A 16,623-nucleotide genomic window follows, 5' to 3' on the forward strand; every position below is an offset into this window, starting at 1 on the left:
GTTCACAAAAAGATCGCAGACAGACTCTTACGAGTTCTCGTTTGCGATCTTTTTTGTATTCATGACCGATTGTTTGCGATTCGTATCGATTATGTGTTGAGTTTGCGATATTTACTGGCCGTCATCTTCATGATCTTTTTGAAGGTCCGGTCAAAATGTGTTAAGCTCTCAAACCCGATCTGAACGGCAATATCGATGATTTTGAGTTCCGTTTCAATCAACAGTCGCTGCGCTTCCCGGATTCGGATGAGATTAAGATAATTGATAATCGTAAACCCGGTAATCTCCTTAAATATGCGCGACAAGTAGAACGGACTGATATAGAAGGTGGCGGATAGCTGCTGCAGTGTTATTTTGTCCGCATAGTGGAGATGGATATATTTCACGACATCCGTGATCTTCTGATGAAGCGGGTTCACGGCATTATCTTCCGGCAGCACCGTCAACCGGGATAAGCGATTCGTAATCAGCAGTAATTCCAACAATAGTACACGGAGCATATGTTCATAAGCTGCGGAGCGGTGCTGTATCTCGTGCGCCATTTTATCGAGAATGTGCACAACCAAGGCTTGTTCTGATGAGGTCAGACGGATCAAGGGCATATCCTGATCGAACATATTCAACAGCCCGGATGGCAGCAAAGGGTGGCCCTTACCGAGAAAGGAGTCACTGAAGTTAATGACAACTCGTTCATGCTCGGGATGATTGGCACCTGATGTTTTATGGACGTCAAACTTGTTGATGAGAATCAGGTCTCCCGCATGGATGGCATACAGTTTTTCCTTTATGAAGTAATTGCGTTCGCCTGATATGAGATAATAAATTTCATAAGTGCCATGATAATGGTTATTCCTCTCAAAAGGTTTCGTACGGTAAATGCGGTCATAATAAAATTCTTCCTCTTCCTGACCGAAGGTGATCGTGCGATTCTCAGTGGACATGCTATAAGTCGCTCCGTTTCTCTCATTCTCAAGGGTTATGGCGAATGGTACGCAATAAAGCGTGTCCCTCCATTCTAACAAGTTTCATTTATGAAAAAAAGCAAGATATGTTGAATAATGATCGAAATGCGCAATAATCGTGCAGAAGTGCAACTGATGATGCCGTAGAATGGTAGGTAATCTACAGAAATGGCGGTGAATCGATGAAACCTTTTATGGATGAACATTTCTTGCTGACTAACGAACCAGCTCGTACCCTATATCACGATTATGCGAAACACATGCCTATTATTGACTATCACTGTCATCTTAGTCCACAGATGATTTATGAGAATCATCGCTTTGACAATCTAACCGAAGCATGGATTCATGGTGATCACTATAAATGGCGGGCCATGCGAGCTGCCGGAGTGGATGAAGCTTACATTACTGGCGGAGCAGGCGTGGAAGATTATGACCGCTTCCTTGCATGGTCCCGCACGGTGCCGAAGACAATCGGAAATCCATTATTTCATTGGTCGCACTTGGAGCTGCAGCGTATTTTCGGTATCCATGAAATGATTAATGAAGAGAATGCACCAAGAATTTGGGAAGCAGCTAATCAGCGTCTGCAAGAGGATGTCTCTACTACGAGGGGCTTAATAACCGCTAGTAACGTGAAGGTGGTCTGTACGACGGACGATCCCGTGGATGATTTGGAATATCACATCAAGCTAGCCCAAGACGGAGATTCTGACTTCTTAATGCTGCCTTCATTCCGACCGGATAAAGGACTTGAGATTAATCGGTATACGTTCGTGCCATGGGTGATCAAGTTATCAGAAGCAAGCGGGAAGGACATATCCGATTATACCTCATTCCTCGAAGCGCTAGAGCAGCGTATCGAATTTTTCCATTCTGTTGGCGGACGGGTATCTGATCATGCGCTTGATTATGTACCTTATCAAGAAGCGACGGAGCAGCAGGCGGCGGAAATCTTTCTGAAAGCGCTTCAAGGAGAGAACGTATCTCGCCAAGAGGAAGAGCAGTACAAGACGTTTACCTTACTATATCTCGGACGGATCTATGCCCGTTTAGGTGGGTCATGCAGTTCCATATTAATGCGCAACGCAACAATAACACACGCATGTTTCATAAGCTCGGCCCCGATACAGGCTTTGACTCCATTCATGACAGCAAGATCGCCGTACCTGTTGTCAAATTGCTGGATCTTCTGGACCAGGAAGATGCACTGCCAAGGACGATCCTGTATTCGCTCAACCCGGGTGACAACGATATTCTGGCCGCGCTGATCGGCAGCTTCCAGGGTGATGGCATACCAGGCAAGATTCAACACGGATCTGCATGGTGGTTTAATGATACGAAGGACGGCATGGTTGATCAGATGAGCAAGCTTGGCAACATGGGGCTATTAAGCCAATTTGTCGGCATGTTGACCGATTCCCGCAGCTTTCTCTCCTATACGCGCCACGAATATTTCCGGCGTATCCTTTGTGATCTTCTCGGGAGCTGGGTTGTCAAGGGGGAAGCACCGCATGATCTGCCATGGCTGGGCAGTATCGTCCAAGATATTTGTTACAACAATGCTGATGCCTATTTCAGATTCGGGCATACGGAAGGAAACTAGCCAATATGAGGACTCAGAATACTTCAACATGGCCGCTGCTTAACAAGGAACGGATTCAGCAGCTACCAGGTATCGAATCGGATCTACAGATGCTCGACTACCCGGTGAAGGTGCTGCAGATTGGCGAAGGCAACTTCCTGCGTGGATTTTTCGATTGGATGATTTATGAGTGCAACCGGAAGGGGTTGTTTCATGGCAGTATAGCAGTCAGCCAGCCGCGGCCCGGCGGACGCCATAAATTAGAACAATTGCGTCAGCAGGATGGCATCTACGGCTTGATGACCCGGGGGCTGCAGGATGGAGAGAAAATCGAGCTGCAACAGTGGATACCGGTTTTCTCCAAGATGGTTGAGCCTTATAGCGAATGGGCGGCGTTCTTAAAGCTGGCGGAGAACCCCGATCTTGATATCATCGTCTCCAACACAACGGAAGCTGGGCTGGACTATCAGCCAAGCGAGTGGAATCCGAACGAACCTGTGCTTTCTTTTCCCGGTAAACTAACCTTGCTGCTGTATCGGCGTTACGAATGTTTTAGCGGTTCACCGGATAAAGGATGGATGATACTGCCCTGTGAGCTGCTGGAGCGAAACGGTGACATTCTGAAATCCATTGTACTAAGACATGCACAAGACTGGAACTTGCCCTCCTCCTTTAGGCGCTGGGTCACGGAGCATAATGTGTTCCTGAATTCATTGGTTGATCGGATCGTAACCGGGTACCCGGAGAAAGCGGAGGAATTTTTCGGTGAGTGGGGATTGGAAGATCGTCTGCTGAATACGGCGGAGCCTTATTACTTCTGGGCGATTGAAGGGGATGCACGCTTGGATGCCAGATTGCCGTTGCAAACAGCAGGTCTTCAAGTGCAGTGGGTTCCTGATCTCACGCCCTATCAACTGCGGAAGGTACGAATCCTTAATGGAACGCATACGTTGATGGCTGGCATTGGTCTGCTTCGCGGTTTCGCCGAGGTGAGAGAGACGGCAGAGCATCCGGAATGGGGAGCGCGCATTTATGAGGCGATGCTGCAAGAGATTGTGCCGTTAGTACCGCTTGAGTTAGAGGAGGTTCGTGCTTACGCTGCATCGGTGTGGGAGAGATTCCGTAATCCGTATATACGCCACAAGCTGCAGGACATCTCCATGAACAGTATATCCAAGTTTAAGGTCAGGCTGCTTCCAACTTTGAAAGGCTATGTTGAACGGTTTCATGTTCTGCCACCGCTCATTGTAAGCAGCTTAGCCTCGTTGATCCGGTTGTATCATGTCAAACAGTTAGAAGATCAATGGTATGGAACAAGGCTTGATGGCCAAGAGGTGCTAATCAGAGACGATGCCGCAACACTTGCATTGTTTGCAGAAGCTTGGGATAAGGTCAGCGCAGGAGAATCGGATGTTGACGAGCTAGTGGACTTCATTCTGGGCAGTGAACCATTATGGGGTGAGGATCTGAACAAGATCCAGGGGCTTCACGAAGCGGTTACAAGCGAAATTATGGAAATGGAGCTGAAAGCGACATGAGCGACATAGTCATACTTCACAGCAAAGATGATGTCGGTATTGCACTTCGTCCGTTGACCGTTGGAGATACGGTTGTTGGACGGATCGAAGATCAGGAATATAGAGTAGAAGTCGTCCAGGACGTGCCGAAGGGACATAAGATTGCCCTGCGCAGCTTGGAGCCCGGGAGCCACGTTCTCAAGTTCGGCTACTCTATCGGTGTAGCCACGGAGGGGATTGAACAAGGGCAGTGGATTCATTCCCATAATCTTAAAACGGGGTTGTCAGGTGAAGTAGAGTACCAGTACACTCCACACCATCAACAACAAGCGGCAAACACTAGTCTGTCTGCTGCGGGTTCGAATACCTTTCAGGGTTACATCAGACCCAACGGGGAAGTAGGCATTCGGAACGAAATCTGGATTATTAATACGGTCGGTTGCATTAACAAGACTTGTGAATTGCTGGCGCGGATGGCGGACCAGCAGTTTAAGGGGCAGGGGATTGATGGCGTATACCATTTTCCCCATCCGTATGGCTGCTCCCAGCTTGGAGACGATCTGACACATACGCAACAGCTGCTCGCATCGCTGGCCCAGCACGGGAATGCAGCCGGTGTCCTGATCGTAGGTCTAGGGTGTGAGAACAATCAGATCGATCAGATGAAGGCGATGATCGGGGAGGACCAGGCGGACCGTATCCGGTATATGCGCGCACAAGACATGGATGATGAGCTTGAGCAAGGCATGAATTATATCTCTGAACTGGTAGAGTACGCGTCAGGGTTCCAGCGGGTGGAGGTTCCGCTGTCTTCCCTCAAGATCGGCCTGAAGTGCGGTGGGTCAGATGGATTATCGGGAGTGACGGCTAATCCGCTGGCGGGCCGTGTCGCAGATACAGTAACTGGCTACGGGGGAACGGCGCTGCTCACCGAAGTTCCAGAGATGTTCGGGGCGGAGACCATTCTGATGGAGCGGGCGGCCAATGAGGCCGTGTTCAACGATATTACGCGGTTGATTAATAATTTTAAGCAATATTTTATTGATCATGGTCAGGAGATCTACGAGAACCCTTCACCCGGGAATAAAGAAGGTGGCATCACGACCCTGGAGGAGAAATCGCTTGGCTGTACGCAGAAAGGCGGCACCGCCATTGTGTCGGATGTGCTCCCTTACGGCGCAAGATCGACGGTAAAGGGCTTGAACCTGATTCAGGGACCCGGTAATGATCTTGTGTCTGTAACGGCACTGGCGGCGGCTGGAGCCCATTTGGTGCTGTTCACAACCGGACGCGGCACTCCGTTTGGCGGCCCGGTACCAACGGTGAAGATTTCCACGAATTCGGAGCTTGCCACGCGCAAGAAGCATTGGATCGATTTCAACGCAGGGCATTTGCTGGAAGGGAAAAGCATGGATGAGTTAAATGAGGATCTTTGGGGTTATATTCTAAACCTGGCTTCGGGAAATACAATGACGCGAAATGAATCCCACGGATTTCGAGAAATTTCCATCTTCAAGGATGGCGTTATCTTATAAAAAAATGATTTTTTAAACCGAGGAGGGGCATTGGATGTTCGAACAAACCAAGCATCAGGTTCAGTCCACCACGTTGCCTTTAGAGCTCGGCCGCGAAGCCAGCCGAGCTATTATGGAAACCTATTCTCCGCAACAGCTTCCACCCGCAGGACGTTGGCATTATCATCAAGGCGTTTTTCTGGTCGGGTTAACACAGTTGTGGCAACATACAGGAGAATTGAAGTATCTGTTGTATATGAAAGACTACGTAGATCATTTGGTGGACGATAGTGGAAATCTGCTGCTGGAACGGGGGGAACTGGATTCCGTTCAAGCAGGACTGCTACTGTTCGAACTGGATGCCCATTGCTCAGAGGCCAGATACCGCAGGGCAGCAGACAAGCTGCTGCATTTACTGTACACGCAGAATCGCACGACAGAAGGTGGATACTGGCATAAGGATCGATATCCTTATCAGATGTGGCTGGATGGGCTTTACATGGGAGGCGTCTTCACGATGAAATATGCCTCGCAGTATGAGCAGCCGCGCCTGTTCGACGATGCTTTATTTCAAGAGCAGCTCATGCGAGCACATACGTATGATGCTGCAACCGGATTATATTATCATGCGTGGGATGAACGTCGGTCGATGCCGTGGGCAAATCCGAGCCATGGCCGCTCGCCCGTGATATGGGGACGTTCGCTTGGCTGGTATGCTTTGTCGCTTGTTGAGTTTCTAGATCTGTTGCCGCAAGAGCATCCCGGGCGGCTTGTCATAACCCCTGTGTTCCTGCAATTATGCGAGGCCATCGTCACCTATCAAGATCCACGACATGGTCTATGGTATCAAGTGATGGACAAGGGAGAGCAGGCAGACAATTGGCCGGAAACCTCCTGTTCCAGTTTGTTTATCTATACTCTTGCCAAAGGCGTACGGCTCGGTTATTTGGATCCTGCTTACTTGTCTCATGCGCAACGAGGGTATCAAGGGTTGCTCCAAGTCCTTTACTTCAACGAACAAGGCCATCTTGTCATGCCTGACATTTGTATCGGGACAGGAGTGGGAGATTACAAGCACTATGTGGAGCGGCCGAAGTGCGAGAATGATTTACATGGTGTTGGGGCGCTTATTATGGCCTGCATAGAGCTTGGTAAATCCTAGAATTTGTAATAAATGTCGTCGATCGCTTGCTTCCTTATAGGTATTCAGAGCGGTTCTCACTCCGGTGGAACCGCTCTATTTGCGTACTTTCGTAAGCAATTCTTCAATGGATCAAGGAACGCGCTGCAACTCCTCTTAAGATGGTGCATAGGAAAATGGCAGGCTTGTCATAATAACGTTAGCGAGGCTTGTTAAACCACAAGAGAAAGGTAGAGCGCAGCATGAAAAACTCAAGAGTCTGGATTCTGATGAGCATTGCAATTCTGTTGTCTGGTGCCGTATTTGCCCAAGGCAAGCTTAAAGCAGAACCAAGTCAACAACCATCATTGATTCAGGAAGCCATTCCGACATTCAGCCTACAGACCGTAAAATTCGGTTCGACGGGCGAGGATGTTTACGAGCTTCAAGGCCGTCTTAAGTATCTGGGATTTTACCATGGAAAAATAGACAGCGTATTCGGCTCCAAAACCCAGGGAGCGGTCAAATGGTTTCAATCGGAATTCGGCATGAAGGTTGACGGTGTCGTCGGACCGAAGGTCAAACTCCGACTGTACAACGCAACGAAGGACTTTAAGCCCACCGAGCCTAAGATGCATGAGGGCGGCGGTACCGGTGCTGGAGGTAATGCTGGAGGCGGCTCAGGCAAGAATGAAACGAGCAGCAATCTATCATCGGCCAACAATCTGGGTGTCTCGGAGAACGATCTGAAGATCATGGCCAATGCGGTTTACGGCGAAGCCCGCGGCGAGCCATTCGAAGGTCAAGTAGCAGTAGCTGCCGTCATTCTCAACCGCGTGAAATCGCCAAGCTTTCCGAATACACCGCATGGCGTTATTTTTGAACCAAGAGCATTTACTGCTGTGGCAGACGGCCAAATCTGGCTCGAGCCCAACGAACAAGCCCGCAAAGCTGTGGAACAGGCCTTGAATGGATGGGATCCATCAGGCGGATGCCTGTACTATTTCAACCCGAAAACCGCTACTTCCGAATGGATATGGACGCGTCCTCAAGTGAAGACGATCGGACAGCATATTTTCTGTATGTAACGTGATCATAAGAGCAACCGGGGCCTGTCTTCGGTTGCTTCTTCACTTTGCAATGGGTTAGAATGAAAGTTAATTATAATGCAAATTATGGCAATATCAATCCATGATGTAAGGGGATATGGACCTTGACGAAAACTGAATTTGAACACGGATCTGCCGGGGGTATCCGGATTCATGTGCTTCCGACGAACCGGTTCAAGACTTTTGCGATATCGCTTTATGCCGGAAGTCCGCTATCGGAGGATACCGTTACATCCACGGCACTGACCCCGTTCGTGCTGCGCAGGGGGACCACATCTTATCCGGAGACACGTGCTTTCAGGGAACAGCTTGAACAGCTGTATGGTGCCGGGTTCGGGTTTGACGTCTACAAGCGTGGGGATTATCAGATCGTGCACTTTCGCATGGACACGATTAATGATTCTTTTGTAAAGAGTCAAGAGAGTCTGCTTCGTTCTTCGTTCGCTTTCCTTGGTGAGGCATTTACTGACCCGGTGCTCGAGAATGGCGCCTTCCGTAAATCTTACGTTCAAACCGAACGCGATACCGTACGCAAGAAGCTGGAAGCGATCGTGAATGATAAAATTCGTTATGCCGCCGAGCGCTGTATCGAGGTTATGTGCAAGAATGAGCCTTATCGACTTCACCCGCTTGGAGAACGTAAGGATCTGGTGGGGATTACCGCGGAAGGGTTATACGAATCTTATCAGCAGTGGCTGAATGAATCGGTGCTTGACCTTTATGTGGTCGGGGATACGAGCCTTGAGGAAGTTCAGGGGCTGGTGACGGAATACTTTAAACTGGGGCGCACGGGAGCGAAGGATTACGTATCGTCCACAACACGTACATCCGCTAATGAAACGCAGACGGTCGTCGAGAAGCTCGAGATCAATCAGGGTAAGCTGAATATGGGTCTGCGAAGCACGATCACATATGGCGATGACGAGTACGCCGCGGCGCTGTTATATAACGGCATATTAGGTGGGTATCCGCACTCGAAGCTGTTTGTCAACGTACGGGAAAAAGCTAGTCTTGCATATTATGCTTCTTCGCGTTATGACGGTCATAAGGCATTGCCACGATTCAGTCCGGTATCGAGGTCCAGAACTTTGATCAAGCGGTGGACATCATCAAGCAGCAGCTAGGTGATATGGAGAAGGGGGCCATTACCGATATCGAGATGAATCAGACCAAGGCGATGATCCGCAACGTGATTAAGGAAATGCAAGATTCGGCTTTTGAGATGATTGCGTATGATTTTAACCGCCAGCTCTCAGGCCGCGAACGGACGCCAGATGAACTGCTGCGTCAGGTGGAAGGCATATCGGTGGATGATGTGAAGCAGGCGGCTTCGGCATTTTCGCTGGATACGATCTATTTCCTGAAAGGCCAAAAGGAGGAATAGCCGGTGGAGAGCATTCGTTATGATAATCTGCAGGAGACGCTGTACTACGAAGTGATGGACAATGGCTTGCATGTGTACGTACTGCCCAAATCGGGTTTCCAGAAGACGTACGCCACCTTTGCGACGAAATACGGGTCAGTGGACAATCATTTTAAAGTGCAAGGACAAGAGGCATTGCGAGTACCCGATGGCATTGCGCATTTCCTTGAACACAAAATGTTTGAGGAACCTGAGGGCGATATTTTCGCCAAATTTGCTTCGAACGGTGCATCCGCTAACGCCTTCACAAGCTTTGATCAGACGGTATATCTGTTCTCGGCTACCGAGAAGATTCATGAGAATTTGGAGACGCTGATCGATTTTGTACAGAACCCGTATTTCACGGACCAGAATGTGGAGAAAGAAAAGGGTATCATCGGACAAGAGATCAACATGTATCAGGATAATCCCGATTGGCGCGTTTATTTTGGCCTAATTGAGGCCATGTACAAGGTGCATCCGGTCCACATCGATATTGCCGGAACGGTAGAATCGATCGGTACGATTACCAAAGAGGATCTTTATAACTGCTACAATGCGTTTTATCATCCAAGCAATATGCTGCTCTTTGTGGTGGGCGGCGTGGATCCGCAAGCAACGATCGATTTGGTTCGCTCCAACCAAAAAGGGAAGTCGTATGACAAGCAAGGTTCGATTGAACGGATATTCGATCCGGAACCGGTAGAGGTTGGGGAGAAGCGCAGGGAGAGTAAGCTTGCCGTATCTTTGCCCAAATGTCTGTTCGGCTTCAAGGAGAAGCAGGTGGGGTTGACAGGCGAGGATCAACTGCGGCGCGATCTGACAACCAAGCTGATGATGGATCTGTTGTTTGGCTCCAGTACGGAATTATATCAGAAGCTGTATGAAGACGATCTGATCTCCGATAGCTTTGGCCATGAGTTTAACAGCTCACCTCAATATGCGTTCTCTGCCATCGGCGGAGACACGAAAGACCCGGATGCACTGCTCGCCCGGATTCGCCAAAAGGTTGATAAACTGAAGGAGAGCGGGTTTGAGTCGTCCGACTTTGAACGTGCTCGGAAGAAGAAGATGGGCGGATACTTGCGAATGCTCAATTCCCCGGAGAATATCGCGCATGAATTTACACGCTACCAGTTCAGAGGGGCGGATCTGTTTAAGGTGCTCCCGGTTTATGAATCGATCACGGTGGAAGACGTCAATCGTCGTCTGCAGGAACATATAGACTGGAATCAACTGGCTGTATCCATCGTTGTGAGTCCGTAATGACGTCAGGCATGGGAAAGGAACTGAAACCGATCGGGGAAATGACGGTGCTCATTACGGGCGCCAGCAGAGGAATCGGGGCAGCAATTGCGGAGAGGTTCGCCTCGGTTCGCATGAACGTGGTTATTCACTACATGAATTCGCACGAAGCGGCTAATGAAGTGGCACGCCGCTGTATGGCTTATGGTGCGAGGGTTATGACGATCTCGGCCGATTTGCGCGATAAGGAACAAATCTTGCGAATGAAGGAGAAGCTCCAAAGCCATGATATGGAGCCGGATATCCTCGTAAACAATGCAGGCGTGTCGCACTATGGATTATTGTCTGACGTGACGGAGGAGCAGTGGGATAGCTTGATGTCCATTAATTTGCGGGGGATGTTTCTTTGCTCGCAGGCGTTTATGGGGCGCATGATCTCTCAGCGTTATGGCCGCATTATTAACGTCTCTTCCATCTGGGGGTTGTCCGGTGCCTCTTGTGAGGTGCTGTATTCAACAAGCAAGGGTGGAGTTAATGCGTTCACGAAGTCGCTTGCAAAGGAGCTCGCGCCATCGGGTGTGACAGTGAATGCCGTCGCGCCCGGCGCCGTCGATACCGCGATGCTCAGTCATCTGCAGCCCGATGAAATCCGGATGCTGGAGGATGAGATTCCCGCTGGCCGGTTAGCTCAGCCCGACGAGATCTCTTCACTCGTGTATTTTTTGGCACTGCCGGAGTCAGGCTACATTACGGGACAGGTCATCAGCCCAAATGGCGGTTTGGTAACCTGATTCATCATGGTGGTGCAATTCACCACTCATAAGCGATTGGTTACGGGGACATATTACTATTGTTACTTAAATCTCAATTGCGAGCGAGCAAAAGGAGGATTTAATTCATGTCATCCGTAATCAAAAACTTTGACTCCTGGAAGAAATTTCTGGGCGAACGCGTCGTACAGGCCGAAAAAGCAGGCATGAGTGAAGATACCATCTCTAAGCTGGCTTATGAAATCGGTGATTTCCTCGATGAGAAGGTGGATCCGCAAAACGCATCCAACCGCGCACTCAAAGAACTGTGGGATGTGGGTAACGAGGAAGAGCGTCACGTTATCGCAAGGCTGATGGTGAAGTTGGCCAAGAATAACGCATAATTCATACGCAAAAAGCCCCCCGATAGCGGGGGCTTTTTGTCAAGAAAAAAGAATGTAATTTTCCTGTCACCGTTAATACTTGCCTTTCAATTTCATTTTATATATCATTAACGTGACCCATTTATAATTTGACCTGTTTCTGCAGGCTTTTTTTCGCTGCAATTTGTCGAATAATGATGGAAAAGAAGTGCAAAGAGGTGTCTTTGTGGAATCGAATCAATGGTATATGGAATACAAGATACATAAGAACCGTCCCGGTTTGCTTGGGGATATCGCTTCCGTGCTTGGTATGCTCGAGGTCAACATCCTGACGATCAACGGTGTCGAAGGACAGACGAGAGGTATGCTGCTGGAAACGGATGATGAAGAAAAAATCATTCTGATGGGCAGAATGTTGAACAAGGTGAACAATATTACGGTTACGGCCTTAAGACCGCCTAAGCTGGTTGATATTTTGGCTGTGCGACATGGACGATACATCGACCGGGACTCCGACGATCGTAAAACTTTTCGTTTTACGCGCGATGAGCTCGGTTTACTTGTTGACTTTTTGGGTGAAATGTTCAAGAGGGAAGGTAATCAAGTTATTGGTCTCCGCGGTATGCCGCGTGTCGGCAAGACAGAGTCGATTATTGCCGGCAGTGTCTGCGCCATGAAGCGCTGGGCATTTGTTTCCTCTACGCTCCTGCGTCAAACGATTCGCAGCCAGCTCTCCGAGGATGAGATGAACCCTAACAATATTTTTATCATTGACGGGATTGTGAGTACGATCCGATCGAATGAGCGTCACTATCAGTTGTTGCAGGATATCATGGGCATGGAGAGCACGAAAGTGATTGAGCATCCGGATATATTCGTGCGTGAATCCGAATATTCCTTTGACGATTTTGATATTATAATCGAATTGCGAAACAATCCGGACGAGGAAATCGTTTATGATACATTCACGGGCTCTTATAGTGACGATTTATAATGTAAATAACCACAACAATCCAAGTAGGAGGTGATGGCATGTCCGAACTGGGACAACAATTAAGGGAAGCGCGTCTGCAAAAAGGCATGAGCCTTGATGACGTGCAGGAAATGACAAAGATACGCAAGCGATACTTGGAAGCCATCGAGGCAGGGGATTACAAAGTTCTTCCCGGCAGTTTTTACGTGCGTGCATTCATCAAAACCTACGCGGAAGCGGTGGGGATTGATCCGGAAGAACTGCTCGAAGGACATAAGCAGGATGTACCGAAGAATGAACCTGAAGCGACAATGGAACCCGTTATTCAGAAGCGGGCCAGCAGACCGGCGGCAGAGCGGAACATGAAATGGCTGCCTACCTTGCTGATGTGGACGTTCCCGATTCTGATCGTGGGTGTCATCTACTGGGTGGCAGTCATGAATAACAATAGTGATGACGAGCCGCCCGTTGGCAACAATGATCAGACACAGACGGATAATAATCAGGCGCAGACGCCGCAGGATCCACCAGAGGTTCCAGGTGACGGCGAAGGCGAAGACGGACAAGGCGGCGGTGACGGCTCAAATGATGGAGCCGGCGATGATGAGACGGACGAGACTGGAACGGACGAGCCCGATGAGACAACATCAGGCGAGATTACGGTGACGCAAGATCGTACCGAAGGTCGGCGCACGGTATTCAAGGTAACCGGTACAGAGGTTAAGGTACAGATTGTGGCCGGCAGCGACGCCCAGAGTTGGGTGGAAGTGTACCGAGGCAGCAGTGCTTCTGGCGAGAAGCTGTTCTTCGATATGCTGCAGAACGGTGCAGAAGTCAGTTATGATCTGGATGGCCAAGGATTGTTTATTAAGTCAGGCAACTCTGCTGCCACGACCATTACGGTTGGCGATCAGACCGTAACCGATGGCAAGTCGACCTCCAATATCGTATTAGAACCGGCTACCGCTGGCGAATAATCCACTCTCTTCCCGGAAACGATACATAATGGCATGTGAGAACATGCTGTTATTTTCGCTTCTCGAAAGAGGTGGACCTAAAGTGACGGTAAACTGGATCGTATTCGGCTTAGGTGTAATCGTAAGCCTCTTGGGATATTATTTGATTCCGAGTGATTGGGGATATGGAATATTGGGTTTCGGGCTGGCACATATTTTGCTTGGTATTCTGAGCATGTTCCGCCGTCCGATGCGCCAGGAGAAAGCTGGCAATTAATGTGGCAGGCTTCGTTATCGCCAGGCTGTTGGCGGTGACGAGGTCTTCTTTTGGCTTAGAGGGCTATGCAAGATTAGACTTGAGGTGAGCTTTTCCCTATAATAGAAGCATTATGAACATGAAAGGAAGGATTCACATGGCCTCAGAAAATTCATTTGATATCGTTTCGAAGATGGACATGCAGGAACTCAGTAATGCCGTTAATCAGGCAGAGCGCGAAATTGAGAATCGCTTTGACTTCAAGGGGAGCAAGAGCAGCTTGAAACTTGAGAAGGAAGCATTGATTATAGCATCGGATGATGAGTATAAACTGAATGCGGTCATTGATATTTTGCAGACCAAAATGGTCAAGCGCGGACTTTCTCTCAAAAATGTCGACTATGGTAAGATCGAACCGGCATCGATGGGCACGGTTAGACAGCGTCTATCTTTGAAACAGGGGATTGATCAAGAGAATTCCAAGAAGATAAACGTGCTGATTCGCGATTCGAAGCTGAAGGTCAAGAGTCAGATCCAAGGGGATCAGATACGGGTAACGGGGAAGAACAAGGACGATTTGCAAGAGATAATGCAGCTGTTGCGCAAAGCGGATCTTTCGCTTGATCTCCAGTTTACCAATTTCAAGTAGGGCATGCTTTTTTGACAGGGCGTCAGAGGAAATATTATACTTAAACACGATATATAAGGATTAACGTATACATAGATTGCCGGGGGATGAAAGAATGACAGAAAGAAGCAAGGAGGTTGCCCCATGAATTTGCCCAATCGTATCACGTTGGCCCGGATTTGCTTGATCCCTGTCATGATGATCTTTCTGCTGGTCGACTTTGGTTTTTATCCAGATCCGATTGTCTGGGGACAGTTCAAACTGCCATACAATCAGTTGATTGCGGCTTTGATCTTTATCATAGCGGCAAGCACCGATGGAATTGACGGTTACCTCGCGCGGAAGAACAATATGGTAACCAATTTGGGGAAACTCCTCGATCCGCTGGCGGATAAACTGCTGGTTGCGGCCATTCTAATATCTCTCGTAGAAATGGGGAAGATTGAATCCTGGATTGCAGTGGTTATTATCAGCAGGGAATTCGCGGTGACCGGCCTTCGCCAGATCGCTCTGCTGGATGGCTCCGTTGTAGCGGCTGGCCAGTCCGGCAAGATCAAAACGGTCATTCAGATCGTGGCGATTGTTGCGCTGCTGATCAATAACTTCCCGTTCGTTTATCTGGGGATTCCGTTTGACATTATTGCCATCTGGGCAGCTGCCATTATAACGATCTATTCGGGAATCGAATATTTTGTCCAGAACAGGCACCTGCTGAAGGGAACCGGGACATCATAGCAATAGGAACTTCTCCTATTGCTTTTTTCTTCCATGTTAACGAAGTATTGATGTATGTGAACGTCATGTACGACAGACAAGACTGAGACTGACAGATACGGAGGAATCAATTCAGAACATGAGAGCAGAAATTATTGCAGTTGGGACCGAGCTCTTGCTCGGACAAATCGTGAACACGAACGCCCAGTACTTGTCCAGGCAGCTCGCTTCCATGGGAATTGACGTCTATTACCAGACGGTTGTCGGTGACAATATGGACCGGCTCCAAGAAGCGCTGCGGCTGTCAAGCAGCCGTGCGGACATCGTGTTGTTGTCCGGTGGACTCGGACCTACGCAGGATGACTTGACCAAGGATGCATTGGCTTCCTTCCTGGGCAGATCGATCCATATTGACCGGATCGCGATGGACCGGATCGAGCGATTCTTCATGGATCGCGGCGTGGTTATGACAGAGAACAATCGAAGGCAAGCGCTGGCGGTTGAGGGCGGAACGCCGCTGCCGAACGAAACGGGACTTGCCGTAGGTAATGCCATCACGCATGAAGATACACATTATATAGTGCTGCCTGGTCCGCCGAAGGAATTAATCCCGATGTTCGAGCAAGAGGCGAAGCATGGTTGCTACAGCATGTACTGACCCATGAACTGCCTATTTACTCCAAGATGTTAAAGTTCGCCGGGATTGGGGAATCGGCGCTGGACGAGCGTCTGGAAGATCTCATAACTGCGCAGACGGACCCTACGATCGCTTTGTATGCCAAGGATGGCGAGGTTACGGTCCGAATATCGACGAAGGCAGCGGGCGAAGCGGAGGCGATGGCACGGCTGGAAGAACTGGAGGAGCGGATCCGGGAGCGGGGACCTGAATTTATGTACGCAAGCGAGGACGTGCCGATTGAGAAGGTCATCGTCGACTTTATGGCAGATCGCGGCTGGACCTTAAGTGCGGCCGAGAGTTGTACTGGCGGATTGGTAGCTGAGAGCCTGACTTCGATTCCTGGCAGTGCGAGCATGTTCCTTGGAGGCATCATCTGTTATACGAACCAGATAAAAGAAAAGCTGGTGCATATCCCGCATGGGTTGCTCGAAGGCGAAGACGTGCCTGGGGCTGTCAGCGGTGAAGTAGCTGAAGCATTGGCCGAGAACGTGCGTATGGTAATGGACAGCGACTTCGGGATCTCGGTAACCGGAGTGGCTGGACCGGGGTACGCAGAACGGAAGCCTGTCGGCCTGGTCTACATCGGGTTAGCTCAACGGGGCAAGGCGACCGAGGTGCATGAACTGCATCTGCAAGGCAACCGCGAGACGATTCGCCTTCGTGCCGCGAAAGCGCTCCTCTATAGGCTGTGGCAGCGACTCATGAGCTCTAAGGAAGAGGAACAGTAAATATTTTACACATTGATTTGTGTGGCTTATTGAAATTAACACGAAGTATAAGTATAATAGGAAGTACGGAAGAACCGTGGCATATCGATAGATACTGCCACGG

13 protein-coding genes and 3 pseudogenes are annotated in these 16,623 nt (G+C 49.3%); 15 read left to right on the top strand and 1 reads right to left on the bottom strand.

All coding sequences use genetic code 11. The features are described 5' to 3' along the window. Positions 1–89 precede the first annotated feature (89 nt). Positions 90–941 carry an AraC family transcriptional regulator gene (locus JCM10914_RS03785; protein ID WP_023957611.1) on the bottom strand — a complete coding sequence of 284 codons (852 nt, stop codon included), beginning with the start codon at positions 939–941 and terminating at the stop codon, positions 90–92. Between the two features lie 203 nt (positions 942–1,144). Between JCM10914_RS03785 and uxaC the strand changes: the two are divergent. The 15 genes and pseudogenes from uxaC to JCM10914_RS03855 all read left to right on the top strand — a co-directional run bounded on the left by uxaC (position 1,145) and on the right by JCM10914_RS03855 (position 16,520). Beyond that, positions 1,145–2,568: pseudogene (uxaC, locus tag JCM10914_RS03790) on the top strand (glucuronate isomerase). Between the two features lie 5 nt (positions 2,569–2,573). Beyond that, positions 2,574–4,085 (top strand): tagaturonate reductase, encoded by a 1,512-nt coding sequence (locus JCM10914_RS03795; protein WP_023957617.1) that lies wholly within the window; start codon positions 2,574–2,576, stop codon positions 4,083–4,085. After that, positions 4,082–5,599: a UxaA family hydrolase gene (locus JCM10914_RS03800; RefSeq protein WP_023957619.1), complete on the top strand. Its 1,518-nt coding sequence runs from the start codon at positions 4,082–4,084 to the stop codon at positions 5,597–5,599. Before JCM10914_RS03795 ends, JCM10914_RS03800 begins: the two co-directional genes overlap by 4 nt. Positions 5,600–5,633: 34 nt before the next feature. Then, positions 5,634–6,740, top strand: coding sequence for a glycoside hydrolase family 105 protein (locus JCM10914_RS03805; RefSeq protein ID WP_023957621.1), 1,107 nt, complete (start codon positions 5,634–5,636; stop codon positions 6,738–6,740). Positions 6,741–6,961: 221 nt separating this feature from the next. Beyond that, complete coding sequence (gene sleB, locus JCM10914_RS03810) at positions 6,962–7,786, top strand: spore cortex-lytic enzyme (RefSeq protein ID WP_036716963.1); 825 nt, start codon at positions 6,962–6,964, stop codon at positions 7,784–7,786. 125 nt (positions 7,787–7,911) lie between these two features. After that, positions 7,912–9,191, top strand: a pseudogene (gene yfmF / locus JCM10914_RS03815) (EF-P 5-aminopentanol modification-associated protein YfmF). Positions 9,192–9,194: 3 nt separating this feature from the next. Then, complete coding sequence (yfmH, locus tag JCM10914_RS03820; RefSeq protein ID WP_023957629.1) at positions 9,195–10,475, top strand: EF-P 5-aminopentanol modification-associated protein YfmH; 1,281 nt, start codon at positions 9,195–9,197, stop codon at positions 10,473–10,475. Next, positions 10,475–11,245 (top strand): elongation factor P 5-aminopentanone reductase, encoded by a 771-nt coding sequence (gene ymfI / locus JCM10914_RS03825; RefSeq protein WP_023957631.1) that lies wholly within the window; start codon positions 10,475–10,477, stop codon positions 11,243–11,245. Before yfmH ends, ymfI begins: the two co-directional genes overlap by 1 nt. A 107-nt stretch (positions 11,246–11,352) precedes the next feature. Beyond that, complete coding sequence (locus JCM10914_RS03830; RefSeq protein WP_023957633.1) at positions 11,353–11,607, top strand: DUF3243 domain-containing protein; 255 nt, start codon at positions 11,353–11,355, stop codon at positions 11,605–11,607. Between the two features lie 205 nt (positions 11,608–11,812). Further along, positions 11,813–12,580: a DUF3388 domain-containing protein gene (locus JCM10914_RS03835; RefSeq protein ID WP_023957635.1), complete on the top strand. Its 768-nt coding sequence runs from the start codon at positions 11,813–11,815 to the stop codon at positions 12,578–12,580. 38 nt (positions 12,581–12,618) lie between these two features. After that, positions 12,619–13,536 carry a helix-turn-helix domain-containing protein gene (locus tag JCM10914_RS03840; RefSeq protein WP_023957637.1) on the top strand — a complete coding sequence of 306 codons (918 nt, stop codon included), beginning with the start codon at positions 12,619–12,621 and terminating at the stop codon, positions 13,534–13,536. Between the two features lie 82 nt (positions 13,537–13,618). Beyond that, positions 13,619–13,792, top strand: coding sequence for a hypothetical protein (locus JCM10914_RS29175; protein ID WP_023957639.1), 174 nt, complete (start codon positions 13,619–13,621; stop codon positions 13,790–13,792). Between the two features lie 136 nt (positions 13,793–13,928). Further along, the gene (locus tag JCM10914_RS03845; RefSeq protein ID WP_023957641.1) at positions 13,929–14,420 is read left to right on the top strand and encodes a YajQ family cyclic di-GMP-binding protein; all 492 of its coding nucleotides are present in this window, start codon (positions 13,929–13,931) and stop codon (positions 14,418–14,420) included. A gap of 123 nt (positions 14,421–14,543) precedes the next feature. Beyond that, the gene (gene pgsA, locus JCM10914_RS03850; protein ID WP_023957643.1) at positions 14,544–15,134 is read left to right on the top strand and encodes a CDP-diacylglycerol--glycerol-3-phosphate 3-phosphatidyltransferase; all 591 of its coding nucleotides are present in this window, start codon (positions 14,544–14,546) and stop codon (positions 15,132–15,134) included. Between the two features lie 118 nt (positions 15,135–15,252). Beyond that, positions 15,253–16,520: pseudogene (locus JCM10914_RS03855) on the top strand (competence/damage-inducible protein A). Positions 16,521–16,623: the final 103 nt, after the last annotated feature.

This window comes from Paenibacillus sp. JCM 10914 (assembly GCF_001315105.1).
GTDB lineage: Bacteria > Bacillota > Bacilli > Paenibacillales > Paenibacillaceae > Paenibacillus_AQ.